The sequence below is a fragment of the Pantoea sp. Mhis genome (genome assembly GCF_009830015.1).
In genome coordinates, this window is sequence record NZ_SZZX01000003.1 from 18,348 (window position 1) to 33,177 (window position 14,830).

The following is a 14,830-nucleotide window of genomic DNA, read 5'->3' on the forward strand; positions in this document are numbered from 1 at the left end:
GATTAGATTTACTTTATGTAATTAAGCTACGTAATTTTAATGTTGCTAATATGAAATAATTTATCTTATTACTTTTATCAAAATTTTATTTTTTGCTTTTTCTATTTAAAATTTCTATTTTTTAGAGATTTTCTTATTATTAAATAACTATTATCTAAGTTTTTTTAAAAATATAGTTATATAATGATTATATTTAATTTACTTATATATAGTTATGTACGTATAGCTATTTGGCATAATGCAATGAAAATATAACAGTATTGGAAAAGCATGATATTTAGTTCATATATTAAAATATAATTTAATTTGATTTAATAAAAATTAAAAAATCTAATATCCGACTATCAATTAGTGACTATTTTTGAATAGTTATGTTAAAAATGTTATCTAAACGTTATTATTTATAATTTTAATTTAATTAAAATTACTAGTAGCAAGAGCAGTGATATAATTAGAAATTATTTTTTGAGTAAAATCTTTTTACCTTATATTATAAAATATAACAAACTTTTTATAAAGTATTAAAAATAAATTTTACCTTTATAAAACTTCATTAGGAACTTCGTGCTAAATATTAAATCTCACTCTCATGACCAAAGAATGGTCTGTCCGTAAATCTTAGATGAGACATAGATGAATGAAAAAAAATACATTAACGTTAAGTGTTCTAACATTTAGTATTGGTATAGCTTTAAGCTCAATAAATACCTTCGCAGAAGGAATAACGTCCTCTTCCTCCTCGAGTTATCAATTACCTAGTTTAGCACCCATGTTAGAAAAAGTTATGCCTTCTGTAGTTAGTATTAGTGTAGAAGGAAATACTGTTGTTAAAACGCCTCATATGTCGCAACAATTTCGACATTTTTTTGGTGACAATTTTTTATTTTGCCAAGAGGGTTCACCGTTTCAGGGTTCCCCAATCTGTCAAGGCAATGGTGATAATGAAAATGATGATAATAACACTAGTAATCAACAGCGTAAATTTCATGTGCTTGGTTCAGGTGTAGTTATTGATGCTCAAAAAGGTTATGTTGTTACTAATAATCATGTAATTGATAGTGCTACCAAAATTCAAGTACAACTCAGTGATGGTCGGCGTTATAATGCTAAAATTATTGGTAAAGATCAAAGATCTGATATTGCATTAATTCAATTAGAAAATGCACAAAATTTAACTTCTATTAAAATCGCTAGCTCTGATAATTTACGTGTAGGTGATTATGCAGTAGCTATTGGTAATCCTTATGGCCTTGGTGAAACAGTTACATCAGGTATTATTTCTGCATTAGGTCGCAGCGGCTTAAATGTAGAAAATTATGAAAACTTTATTCAAACTGATGCAGCAATTAATCGTGGTAATTCTGGTGGTGCATTAGTAAATTTAAATGGTGAGTTAATTGGTATAAATACTGCTATTTTAGCACCAGATGGTGGTAATATCGGTATAGGATTTGCTATTCCTAGTTCTATGGTAAAAAATTTAATAGCTCAGATGCTAGAATACGGACAAGTAAAACGTGGTGAATTAGGTATTTTAGGTACTGAATTAAATTCAGATCTAGCAAAAGCAATGAGGATTAATGTACAGCGAGGTGCTTTCATTAGTCAAGTATTATCCAAATCTGCTGCTGCTAGAGCTGGTATTAAATCAGGTGACGTTATCATATCAATGAATAATAAACCATTAAGTAATTTTGCTGCTCTAAGAGCAGAGGTCGGAACTTTACCAGTAGGAACTAAAATAAAATTAGGCATATTACGCAATGGGAAAATATTCAACGTAGTAGTTGAACTTCAGGAAAGTGAAGTAAACAAATTAGAATCATCTTCAATATACTCTGGAATTGAAGGTGCTGATTTAAGTAATGTTAGAGGTAGAAAAGGAGGAGTACGTGTTAATAGTGTAAAAAATGGTAGTCCTGCTTCACATGTTGGTCTCAAAAAAGGTGATATCATTTTATCTGTTAATCAACAATCAGTAAAAAATCTAGGTGAATTACGTAAAATTCTTGATACAAAACCACCGGTTTTAGCGATAAATGTTCAACGTGGCTCTAATAATATTTATCTTTTACTAATGCAATAAAATATACAAGTTCTTTGTAAGGTAAGCTATTGCTTACCTTACAATAATTTTATATAAAATACCTTAATCCTTATTAAGGATTTAGTAGTTAAAAGATTAAATTCTTATTATTTTAACAAATTTCAATTATTGAATTAAAATAAATTTTTGGATATTTGTTAGATATTAAAGTAACTGTGAATTATTAAGTTTAGAAAATTATATATATCAAATAATTATATTTAAATTATTGAAATTTAGTTTGATTTGATTACAATCTGTAAGGTGGATAATTTGATAAATATTCTAATTAATAGAACGTAATAATTTGTTGATTTCTACTTTATTACGAGTTCTTATATCAACTTTTTTTACTATGATTGCGCAATACATTGCATATTTACCTGTTTTAGAAGGTAGAGTACCTGCAATAACTACTGAACCAGCAGGTATATATCCATGATGAATTTCATCTGTTTTACGATTATAAATTTTTGTACTTTGACCAATATACACTCCCATAGAGATAACTGAACCTTCTTCAATAATTACACCTTCAACTATTTCAGAACGTGCTCCAATAAAACAATTATCTTCAATAATAGTAGGATTATCCTGTAAAGGCTCTAAAATTCCTCCTATACCAACACCACCAGAAATATGAACATTCTTCCCGATTTGTGCACAGGACCCCACTGTAGTCCAAGTATCAATCATAGTACCCTCATCAATGTAAGCTCCAATGTTAATATAAGATGGCATTAAAACAGTATTACGGGCAATAAATGCTCCTTGACGAACAGTAGCTGGAGGAACTATACGAATCCTTTCATGTTTGAATTTATCAATATTCCAATTTGCAAATTTCATTGGAATTTTATCATAGAAACATGTTTCAATGCCTTTTATTAATTTATTTTCATTAATTTGAAAAAACAATAAAATTGCTTTTTTTATCCACTGGTAAGTTACCCACTTACCATTAATTTTTTCAGAAATACGTATATTACCTTTATCTAAAAGTATAATTACCTGATTAATAGCTTTTTTAGTTGCATCATCTATATTTGATGGACTAAGGTTATTACGGTACTCAAAAGTATTTTCAATAATGTTCTGTAATTCTTGCATAATGAATTCCTAACTTTTTAAATCAAAAATTTCATAAATATCGCATAAATTAAAGATTAAAAAATATCTTTAACAATTTAAATAATGTTTATAACATAATTAATACATTAATATTATTTAGATGTAGATCGGGAACTTTATATGTAATTTTTTAAATAAAAATAAATATTTTATGTAGTTATCTGACTAATAAATTTATATAATGACCATATAATTTATTTTATTTACTTAGCTAATTTATACTTCTTAAGTATAAATTAATAATTTAAGAAATTATTATAATAATAAAATAATTAAATTTATATTGAATAACTTACTGTATAAATGTAGTTTATATATTGATGTATTAAAAGATATGTCTTTAATATTTTAAAATATTATCAATTGAATATATAACTATATTCTAGTACTATAAAAATATAATATAGGGAATGATAGTCTATTATTTTTAATAAAAAAGTATGGGATAATTTATTTATTTTTAAAATCAATACTAAGATTACAATAAAATTATTAATATATAAATATTTATTTTAAATCTAAAAGGATTGTTAAAATGATAATTATCAATGTATTAAGATACTTCAGTATAATATAATTAATCTATAATTTTGATTATTTGTTCATGAACCTTTAAAAAACAAAATATAAAATTAACACTCCTACGCATTGGCATATAATTTAAATGCTTTTGATTCTATATAAGGAATCAATGTATTATAAATGCATGCAAGCATAACGTTAAATTAAAGTTGGAGGTAATTATGGTAACTGTTTCTATGCACGATATGCTCAAAGCAGGTGTTCATTTTGGTCATCAAACTCGTTATTGGAATCCAAAAATGAAACCTTTTATTTTTTGTGCACGTAATAAAATTCACATTATTAATCTTGAAAAAACTGTTATTATGTTTAATAAAGCTTTAAAAGAATTAAGTCAAATTTCTTTCCGTAAAGGTAAAATTTTATTAGTTGGTACTAAACGTGCTGCTAGCAAAGCAATAAAAGAATATGCTTTAAATTGTGATCAATTTTTTGTAAATAATCGCTGGTTAGGCGGTATGTTAACTAATTGGAAAACTGTTCGTCAATCTATTAAAAGATTAAAAGAACTAGAAATTCAATCTCAAGACGGTACCTTTGATAAATTAACTAAAAAAGAAGCCTTGATACGTACTCGTGAATTAGTGAAGTTGGAAAATAGTTTAGGTGGAATTAAAAATATGGGAGGTTTACCGGATGCATTATTTGTTATTGGTGCAGATCATGAACATATTGCAATTAAAGAAGCAAATAAATTAGGTATTCCTGTTTTTGCTATTGTTGATACTAATTCAAATCCAGAAGGTATTAATTTTGTTATTCCTGGTAATGATGATGCAATTCGTGCTGTACATTTATATCTAACTGCTGTTGCAGTTGTTATACAAAAAGGACGTTCTCAACGTTTATCAGAATATGTTGAAGAAATCACTAATATTTGAAAAACTTATTTTTTTTTAAAACTTTCAAAGAATATTCTCTCTTATTTAATCCAGATTTATATCTTTATATTCATAAAATAATCTGCTGATTAATAAAGTAAATCTCCTACATTAATTCCTAATAATTTTAAAAAATAAAATTAAGGATTCTTGAATGAATGAAATTACTACTGCATTAGTGAAAGAATTACGTGAACGTACTGGATTAGGCATAATGGAATGTAAAACGTCACTTATTGAGGTAAATGGGAATATTGAACTTGCAATTAAAAATATGCGTAAATCTGGTATTATTAAAGCTGCAAAAAAATCATGCAATGCAGTTGTTGAAGGATTAATTAATGTTCAAATTAGTGACGGTTATGCGATGATATTAGAGGTTAATTGTGAAACTGATTTTGTTGCTAAACATAATGTTTTTCAAGGTTTTGTTGGTGACATTATGCATACAGCTATTACCAAAAAATTAACTGATATTAATAAACTAAAATCACAATTTGAAGAAGAACGCATTGCTTTAATTTCAAAATTTGGTGAAAACATCAATATTCGTCGCATTGCCATTTTAGAAGGTACAGAATTAAACTGTTATCAACATAGTGAACGTATTGGTGTTTTAATTTCTACTCAAGGACTTAATAAAACATTAAGCAAGCAAATTGCAATGCACATTACTGCTAGTAAACCAGAATTTATCAAACCAGAAGATGTACCTAATTATGTCATTAAAAATGAATATGAAATACAATTAGAAATAACAGCAAAATCTAATAAACCAAAAGAAATTATAGAAAAAATAGTTGCCGGTCGAATGAAAAAATTTATTGAAGAAATATCTTTAATTAGTCAATTATTCATTTTTGATCAAAATAAAAGTGTTATGCAAATATTAGAAGCAGAAAATGCTAGCGTGATTAATTTTATACGATTTGAGCTTGGAGAAGCAATAGAAACACCAAAATTAATTTACTAATAAACTTGAATAAGAACACATAAATCTTAAACTTGTTAGAGCATAACAAGTTCTAGTGATTTTTTAGGTGTGTAAAATGCTATTACCTTAATTTTTTTAATCAGCTATTTTCTCTTATGTTTATAAGAACACCTAATTAATTAGGTCAAGCTTCATATTTTAAGAGCTAAACATGCCTATAAATATAAAACCTATATATCAACGTATCCTATTAAAATTAAGTGGTGAAGCACTACAAGGAAATGAAGATTTTGGTATTGATGCAAGTGTACTTGATCGTATAGCACAAGAAGTAAAAGAATTAGTGGAATTAGGTATCCAAGTAGGGGTGGTAATTGGAGGTGGAAATCTATTTCGCGGTGCTGGTTTAGCACAGGCAGGAATGAATCGAGTCGTTGGTGATCATATGGGTATGTTAGCAACTGTAATGAATGGTTTAGCTCTACGTGATGCTCTACATCGTGCATATGTGAATGTTCGTTTAATGTCTGCAATTCCACTAAATGGTGTATGCGATAATTATAGCTGGGCAGAAGCAATCAGTTTGTTACGTAATAATAGAGTAGTTATCTTTTCCGCAGGAACTGGAAATCCATTTTTTACTACTGATTCTGCAGCTTGTTTGCGTGGAATTGAAATCGAAGCTGATGTAGTGCTAAAAGCAACTAAAGTTAATGGTGTTTATTCATCTGATCCAATCAAAAATATTAGTGCACAATTGTACGATCAATTAACATATACTGAAGTATTAGAAAAAGAGCTTAAAGTAATGGATTTAGCTGCTTTTACATTAGCTCGTGACCATCAACTGCCAATCCGCATTTTTAATATGAATAAACTTGGTGCATTAAGAAGAGTAGTTATGGGTGAAAAAGAAGGAACTTTAATTATGACTTAATAAAAAGTAAATATAATTAAAATATATAAATATTTATACTATATTTTTACAATTATAAATTATATAAGACAAATGAAATTACATTAGTAATGCTTTAATTATTCTGAATAAAATCCACTAATTTAAATCTAGAGGGTTTAATGTGATTAACAATATTAAAAATATTGCTGATATACGTATGAATAAATGTATATCGGCATTTAGGAATACTATTAGTAAAGTACGTACTGGTCGTGCAGCACCTGGATTACTTAGTGGAATTACAGTAAAGTATTACGGTACAATTATACCATTAAATAAAATAGCTTCTATAACAGTAGAAGATGCACATACTTTGAAGATTAATGTATTTGATCGATCAATAGGACCAGCAATTGAGAAAGCAATTGTATCATCAAATCTTGGATTAAATCCAACTTCAGATGGTAATTATATTCGTGTTCCATTACCTACATTAACGGAAGAACGTCGTAAAGAGTTGATTAAAGTTGTTCGTAATGAAGCAGAAATGAGTCGCGTTGCTATACGTAACATTCGTCGTGAAACTAATGACAAAATTAAAATATTGCTAAAGAGCAAAGAGATTAGTGAAGATGATGAACATCGATTACAAGAAGAGATTCAAAATATAACTAATACACATATCCAATATGTTGATATAGCATTGGTTGAAAAAGAAAAAGAACTTATGGAGGTTTAATTTTATTTATTTAAATAGAATTAATACTTTATTTCAAGACGCCTAATTTATAGCTATATAATTTGTTAATTTATGAAATGTATTCTACATATATACAAAATATCCTTCATTATGACTTCATAAGGATATCTAATGAAGAAAAAATTAACTTTACTAGGTTCTACTGGTTCTATTGGTACTAGTACTTTATCTATAATAGCAGCTAATCCGGATAAATATCATGTTACAGCGTTAGTTTCATATCAGAATGTAACTAAAATGATTGCACAATGTCAGCAATTTCGACCACGTTATGCAGCTATGTCTGATCAAGCTTCAGCTAAAATTTTACGTAAACAATTAAAATTATTAAATATTCACACTGAAGTGTTTTCTGGTATTGAAGCAGCTAGTGAATTAGCAGTATTGGATGAAGTTGATCAGGTTATGGCCGCTATTGTAGGATTTTCTTGTTTGCAACCTATATTGGCTGCTATACGTGCTGGAAAGACTATATTATTAGCTAATAAAGAATCTCTTGTGACTTGTGGTGCTTTATTTATGAACGCAGTCCGTCAATATAAGGCGCAGTTATTACCTGTAGATAGTGAACATAATGCTATTTTTCAGCTTTTACCTATAAGTATGCAGCATCAATTAGGATATGCTGATCTTCAAAAACATGGTATTAAATCAATTCTGCTTACAGCATCTGGTGGTCCTTTTCGTAATGTACCAATTTCTGATTTAGTTTATATGTCTCCAGCACAAGCATGCTTACATCCTAACTGGTCCATGGGTAATAAAGTTTCTGTTGATTCTGCTACCATGATCAATAAAGGTTTTGAATATATTGAAGCTCGTTGGTTATTTAATGTTACTGATTTAGATCAAATAGAAATCATCTTACATCCACAGTCTATTATTCATTCTATGGTACGTTATTGTGATGGTAGCGTTTTAGCTCAATTAGGTGTGCCAGATATGCGGACTCCCATTGCATATAGTATGTCGTGGCCTACACGTATTAATACTGAGATAAATTCACTTGATTTAACACAGATCAAAGAATTAGTTTTTGCAAAACCTGATTATAATCGCTATCCATGCTTAAAATTAGCTATTGATGCATGTGCTGAAGGTCAGGCGGCCACTATTATTTTAAACGCAGCCAATGAAATTGCAGTAACAGCTTTTTTACAACATAAAATTAGATTTACAGATATTGCGCATATTAATAAAGAAATTTTATCATCTTTTTCATGTTCAGAACCAATTAATATTGAAGATGTTGTGGAGATCGATAGACGTGTACGCATTATTGTTAATAAATTATTACCACGTTTTAGTTTAATAGCTTAAATATCTTTGTTATTTGTTCCTTTTAAAATTTTATGTTAAACTAAAAATGGTCATTATATACTAGATTGTTATATTTAATATGGATTAACATGTGTGTAATATGTATTGAAGTAGGACTCCTTCTAGTAAAGGAAGTATTTGATTATTATGTGCTCTAATAATTATGATTTAATCAATAAAAGATCGTATCTTGTACCAAGTCATGTCGCGATTATTATGGATGGTAATGGTCGCTGGGCAACAAAGCAAGGGAAATTACGTATCTTTGGTCATAGAGCAGGTGTAAAATCAGTACGTAAAGCGGTTAAATTTGCTATAAAACATAAATTATCAGTATTAACTCTTTATGCTTTTAGCAGTGAAAATTGGCGTAGACCTGTCCAAGAAGTAATAGATTTAATGGAATTATTTATTTGGGCGCTTGATAACGAAGTTAAAAGCTTACATAAATATAACGTAAACTTACGTGTGATTGGTGATATTGAACAATTTAATAATTGTATTCAAAAACGTATACACTATGCACAAAAACTAACACAGCATAATAAGGGATTAGTGCTGAACATTGCTGCCAACTATAGTGGACGATGGGATATCGTTCAAGGTACGAAGAAAATAGCTAAACAAGTTCAGAAAGGATTATTAAATCCAGATCATATTACTGAAGAGATTTTATCTATATATTTATGTACGCAAGAATTACCTCCTGTAGATTTAGTAATAAGGACTGGTGGAGAACATCGGGTTAGCAACTTTTTACTATGGCAGATTGCTTACGCTGAATTTTGGTTTACTGATATTCTTTGGCCGGATTTTAATGAACTAATTTTTCAAGATGCATTACATTCATTTATGAAAAGAGAACGTCGATATGGCGGAAATTCACAAGAGATTATCTCAAAATTATTTGTTAAGAGAGGTGATTTCTGCTGAAAATTCGTATTGTTAGTGCATGTATTTTAATGCCTTTAGTAATTCTATTGATATCTTATTTACCGTTATTTATTTTTATTATTATAAATATTGCTGTTTGTATGCTTGCTGCGTGGGAATGGGGATTATTAGCAGGAATAATCACACATGGACAACGAGCTTTCATTGCTATGTTATATGGTTTTATATTATTAATAATGGTTTATATACTACAAATCACTCAAAATAATCTACAGCAGTTCGAAATACAAGCATTTTTATGGGTATCCATAATATGGTGGTTTAGTGCTTTTATCTTAGTATCTTTTTATCCTTCTTCTGCGGGATTATGGCGTAATTCACGTTTACTACGTTTATTATTTGGCATGTTTATACTAATACCATTTTTTTTAAGTATTATCCTATTACGTATATATACCAATAATATTAAAAACATTACAGGAACATGGTGGTTATTAATTGTGATGTTTCTTGTATGGAGTGCTGATTCTGGAGCTTATATATTTGGCAGATATTTTGGTAAACATCTATTAGCACCTAAAATCTCTCCAGGTAAAACTTGGGAAGGTTTGTTTGCAGGTTTATTATTTTCGACTATTATTGCGTGGTTATTTAGTTTATTAGCACCATTTAATAATATTAAAATAAGCATGTTGTTTTTTTTCTCTATAATTATTGTACTTACTTCTGTGCTGGGTGATTTGACTGAGAGTATGTTCAAACGTGAAGCTGGTATAAAAAATAGTGGTAATTTAATTCCTGGTCATGGCGGTATTCTCGATCGTATTGATAGCCTTACATCTGCAGTACCGATTTTAGTATATTTGTTATTGATATTCCGCTTTTTTTAAGGAAGGATAGGCATTAATGTTGAGTATACTTTGGAGTCTTGTAGCTTTTATTGGCGCACTAGGTCTATTGATAACCGTACATGAGTTTGGGCATTTTTTAGTAGCACGTTTTTGTGGTGTTAAAGTTGAACGTTTTTCTATCGGTTTTGGAAAAATTTTATGGCGATTTAGTGATCGTTATGATACTGAGTACGTTATTGCGCTTATCCCTCTTGGGGGATATGTTAAAATGCTTGATGAACGCACTCAAGGTTGTGTATCTAGTAAATTTAGTCATCAAGCTTTCAATAATAAAACTATACTTCAACGCACTCTTATTATTACGGCTGGTTCTGCTGCAAATCTTATCTTTGCAATTTTTATATATTGGTTTGTATTTATTCATGGTATATCCGTAGTGCGGCCAGTTGTTAATAAAGTTATAAATCATTCTATTGCTGCAGAAGCAGAGATTAAATCTGGCATGGAACTTAAAGCGATAGATGGTATTAACACACCTGATTGGGATACAGTACGTATGATTTTACTAAGTAAAATTGGTAATAGTAAAGTTATATTTAGTGTTTCACAGTTCGGTGATCATAAAATTCAACAAAAATACATTAATTTATATAAATGGAAATTTAATCCTGATAAAGAAGATCCAGTAATTACTTTAGGCATATTACCATATAGTAATACACAAGTTAAAATGGTAGTTGCAAATGTCCAATTTAATTCACCAGCTTACATAGCTGGATTTCAGGCTGGTGATAAAATCATAAAACTAAATGGACAATTCTTAACACGATGGCAAGATTTTGCATTAAAGTTACAAAATAATACTTATACAAAAGTAATAGAAGTAGAACGTAATGGCAAAAATCTTCAATTGAAGATGATCCTAAACAATACATTAGTTAATAATAAAGGAAGTTTTGCAGGAATAATACCGAGTACAACTCCAATCACTGATAAATATAAAACAGTAAAGCAATTTGGACCACTTAATGCAATAAGTGCAGCAACTTTAAAAACATGGGAACTAATTAAAATAACAATGTCTATGTTAGAAAAATTAGTTAGTGGAGATGTAAAGTTAAATCATCTGCATGGACCAGTTGCTATAGCTCAAGGAGCAAGATTGTCAGCAGATTATGGTGTTTTATGCTATTTAATGTTTTTAGCCTTAATTAGTATAAATTTAGGTATTGTTAATCTTCTTCCATTGCCAGTATTAGATGGTGGACATTTATTATTTTTATTGATTGAAAAAATAAAAGGTAAACAAGTTTCAGATAGAGTTCAAAACGTTAGTTATCGTATTGGCTCAATTTTATTAGTATTATTAATGGGACTTGCGCTTTTCAATGATTTTTCACATCTATTGATAGCTAGAAAATAAATAGATGTGAGATGTGTTAGGATAACGCACAAAACGATGGCTATGAAAAAGTTTATTGTAGCATTGCTGCTTTTGAGTAGCAGCACTGTTTATGGTGTAGATACTTTTCAGGTAAAAAGTATTCATTTTGAAGGATTGCAACGAATTAGTATTAGTACCGCTATGTTAAGCGTACCATTCCATGTCGGAAACATAGTGAGTAAGAAGAATATAGCTAATATGATTCAATCATTGTTTGCTACAGGCAACTTTGAAAGCGTTAATGTGTTAACAGATAATGAAAAATTAGTAATTAGAGTTCAAGAAAGGCCAATTATTACAGAAATTATTTTTTCCGGCAACAAAATGTTAAGTAAAAAACAATTAAATACTAATCTTAATACTTTAGGTATTCGTGTAGGTGAACCAATTAATTATGCTTCACTTAATTTAGTTAAAAAAGGATTAGAAAATTTTTTTTATGATATTGGTAAATATAATGCAACGATTGATTCTATTGTAACGTCTTTGCCACGTAATCGTGTTAAGCTAAAGATGTTATTTAAAGAAGGTGTATCTACAAAAATCAAACAAATTAATATTATAGGTAATAAAAAAGTTAGTACTAAACAAATTCTTTCTCATTTTGATTTGCATGATTCAGTAAGATGGTGGAATATATTGAGTAATACTGAATTCAATAAACAGAAATTCTTTAATGATTTAAAAACACTACGTGATTTCTATTTAGAACGAGGATATATTGCTTTTAATATAGAATCTAGTCAAGTTAGTTTCACCTCGGATAAAAAAGGAATTTACATAACAATTAATATTGTTGAAGGTGATATATATAAAATTGCAGGCATATATACTCAAGGTAATATGCAAGGACATTCTGTAGAAATTAAGCGTTTAACACATAAAATTTCATCAAATCAAATATATAATTCAAAAAAAATTAATCATTTAAAAGATAATATAAAAGATGTTTTAGGACATTATGGTTATAACTCTTGCCGTATAACAGTATATCCTGAACTTAATGCGATCGATAAGACTGTTAAGTTGCATATTAACATTGATAGTGGGAAGCGTTATTATGTACATCAGGTGCGCTTTGAAGGCAATACAATTTCCAAAGATATAGTATTACGTCGAGAAACTCGGCAAATGGAGGGAGCTTGGTTAGATAATAATTTACTTAAACAAGGAAAAGAACGATTAAATCGTACCGGTTACTTTGAATCAGTTGATCTAAAAACAAAACCAATATTGAAATCCTCAGATCAATTAGATGTTATTTATAAGGTTAAAGAACATAATACTGGTACTTTTGATTTTGGATTTGGATATGGTAGTGGCATTGGTATACGTTTTCAAGGTGGTATGAACCAAAATAATTGGTTGGGTACGGGTAATAATTTAAGTATTAATACCACAAAAAATGAACATCATGATTATGTTGACATTTCAATGCTTGATCCCTATTTTACAGTAAATGGTATCAGTCTAAGTGGTCGTGTTTTTCATAGTCGATTTAAAGCTGATAATGCAAATAAATCTGGTTATACTAATAGAAGTTATGGTATAAATGGTACATTAGGATTTCCAGTTAGTGAAAAAAATACATTACAGATTGGTTTAGGTTATGTACATAACGATTTATCCAATATGCATCCTCATGTAGCTATGAAGCGTTATTTTGATTCGATCGGTAACCCTCTATTTCTTAATAGTAATCAACACTTATCTTCATCTGATATTACTTTTCATTATGGTTGGATATTTAACAATCTAAATAACGGAATTTTTCCAACGAGTGGAAATCGAACTCATTTTAGTGGTAAGGTCACTATTCCTGGATCATATAATTCTTTTTACAAAGTAGTATTGGAGACACGGCAATATATATCATTAGTCAATGATGGTAGCTGGGTAATATTAGGTAGTGCTCGTGTAGGTTATGGGACTGGAATTCATGAGAAAGAAATGCCATTTTATGAAAATTTTTATGGCGGTGGTTTTAAATCAGTTCGTGGTTTTAAATCTAATACACTCGGTCCAAAAGCTGTTTATTTTAAAAATGGTTTGTCCAGTTGTGATTTAAGTGAAAAATTATTTTGTAAATCAAATGATGCAATTGGTGGTGATGCTATAGCTAATGCAAGTCTTGAGCTAATCATGCCAACACCTCTTCTAAATGAAAAATATAAAAATTCTTTTCGTACATCTATTTTTATAGATGCAGGGACTGTTTGGGATACTAAATGGCAACATATTAAATTTATGCATAACTCAGAAATTCCAGATTATAGTAATCCATATAATATTAGAATTTCTGCTGGAATTGCTTTACAATGGCTATCGCCTTTAGGACCAATAGTTTTCTCGTATGCTAAACCTTTAAAGATATATGATGAAGATAAAACAGAACCTTTTCAGTTTAATATTGGTACAACTTGGTAATAAGCAGTATTAAATGTTAATTAATGGTGGTGAGATTTATTTTAATATTTTATCAATATAAAATTTACTACATAGTAAGGTGCTATTGTTAAGAATGATGTTTAACTTAAAGGAATGTATGATGAAAAAGCTTTTGTATTCAATTAGTCTAGCTTTAATTATAGTAATTTCTACAAATATTCAAGCTGCTGAAAGAATTGCAATTGCCAATATTGCAAGTATTTTTCAGCAATTACCACAACGTAACATTATTGCTAAACAATTAGAAAATGAATTTAAAGGACGTTCTACCGAGCTGCAACTTCAAGAATTAGATATTCAAAATAAAATACAGAAATTACAAATCAACAAATCTAAAATGAAAGCTAGTGAACGAAATCGCATAGAACGGGATATTATAATTCAACGTGAAAAATTTTCAAATAAAGCACAAATTTTTGATCAAGATAGACGTTATCGTCAAATACAGGAACGTAATAAATTATTAAGTCGTATACATGATGCTATAAAGAAAGTTGCTAAAAGTCAAGGTTATGATATTGTGATTAATGCAGAGGCTATTGCTTATGTTTCACACGAAAAAGATATTACTAATGATGTATTAAAGCAGGTTAAATAATTA

Annotated in this window: 12 protein-coding genes; 11 read left to right on the plus strand and 1 reads right to left on the minus strand. The window is 28.9% G+C overall.

Annotated elements, in window-relative coordinates; translation table 11 throughout:
* Window positions 1-637: 637 nt before the first annotated feature.
* Window positions 638-2,086, plus strand: coding sequence for a serine endoprotease DegP (degP, locus tag FD727_RS01535; RefSeq protein WP_159938414.1), 1,449 nt, complete (start codon window positions 638-640; stop codon window positions 2,084-2,086).
* Between the two features lie 285 nt (window positions 2,087-2,371).
* Here the strand turns inward: degP and dapD are convergent, their stop codons facing one another.
* On the minus strand, window positions 2,372-3,196 hold the full coding sequence (gene dapD, locus FD727_RS01540) for a 2,3,4,5-tetrahydropyridine-2,6-dicarboxylate N-succinyltransferase (RefSeq protein WP_159938415.1): 825 nt from the start codon (window positions 3,194-3,196) through the stop codon (window positions 2,372-2,374).
* Window positions 3,197-3,960: 764 nt separating this feature from the next.
* On the opposite strand from dapD, the gene rpsB reads away from it, so the two are divergent.
* The 10 genes from rpsB (at window position 3,961) to FD727_RS01590 (ending at window position 14,827) form a co-directional block, all read left to right on the plus strand.
* Complete coding sequence (rpsB, locus tag FD727_RS01545; RefSeq protein ID WP_159938416.1) at window positions 3,961-4,680, plus strand: 30S ribosomal protein S2; 720 nt, start codon at window positions 3,961-3,963, stop codon at window positions 4,678-4,680.
* 154 nt (window positions 4,681-4,834) lie between these two features.
* Window positions 4,835-5,653 (plus strand): translation elongation factor Ts, encoded by an 819-nt coding sequence (tsf, locus tag FD727_RS01550; RefSeq protein WP_159938417.1) that lies wholly within the window; start codon window positions 4,835-4,837, stop codon window positions 5,651-5,653.
* A 172-nt stretch (window positions 5,654-5,825) separates the two neighbouring features.
* Entirely contained in the window at window positions 5,826-6,551 is a 726-nt protein-coding gene (gene pyrH, locus FD727_RS01555) for a UMP kinase (RefSeq protein ID WP_159938418.1), read from the plus strand.
* Between the two features lie 178 nt (window positions 6,552-6,729).
* Window positions 6,730-7,251 (plus strand): ribosome recycling factor, encoded by a 522-nt coding sequence (gene frr, locus FD727_RS01560; RefSeq protein WP_370515957.1) that lies wholly within the window; start codon window positions 6,730-6,732, stop codon window positions 7,249-7,251.
* Window positions 7,252-7,383: 132 nt separating this feature from the next.
* On the plus strand, window positions 7,384-8,592 hold the full coding sequence (gene ispC, locus FD727_RS01565; protein WP_159938420.1) for a 1-deoxy-D-xylulose-5-phosphate reductoisomerase: 1,209 nt from the start codon (window positions 7,384-7,386) through the stop codon (window positions 8,590-8,592).
* Between the two features lie 147 nt (window positions 8,593-8,739).
* Entirely contained in the window at window positions 8,740-9,525 is a 786-nt protein-coding gene (uppS, locus tag FD727_RS01570) for a polyprenyl diphosphate synthase (RefSeq protein WP_159938421.1), read from the plus strand.
* Window positions 9,519-10,376, plus strand: a complete 858-nt coding sequence (locus tag FD727_RS01575; RefSeq protein WP_159938487.1) for a phosphatidate cytidylyltransferase — start codon at window positions 9,519-9,521, stop codon at window positions 10,374-10,376. Before uppS ends, FD727_RS01575 begins: the two co-directional genes overlap by 7 nt.
* A 16-nt stretch (window positions 10,377-10,392) precedes the next feature.
* The gene (rseP, locus tag FD727_RS01580) at window positions 10,393-11,760 is read left to right on the plus strand and encodes a sigma E protease regulator RseP (protein ID WP_159938422.1); all 1,368 of its coding nucleotides are present in this window, start codon (window positions 10,393-10,395) and stop codon (window positions 11,758-11,760) included.
* 36 nt (window positions 11,761-11,796) lie between these two features.
* Window positions 11,797-14,208: an outer membrane protein assembly factor BamA gene (bamA, locus tag FD727_RS01585; RefSeq protein WP_159938423.1), complete on the plus strand. Its 2,412-nt coding sequence runs from the start codon at window positions 11,797-11,799 to the stop codon at window positions 14,206-14,208.
* 121 nt (window positions 14,209-14,329) lie between these two features.
* Entirely contained in the window at window positions 14,330-14,827 is a 498-nt protein-coding gene (locus tag FD727_RS01590; RefSeq protein WP_159938424.1) for an OmpH family outer membrane protein, read from the plus strand.
* The last annotated feature ends 3 nt before the right edge of the window (window positions 14,828-14,830 follow it).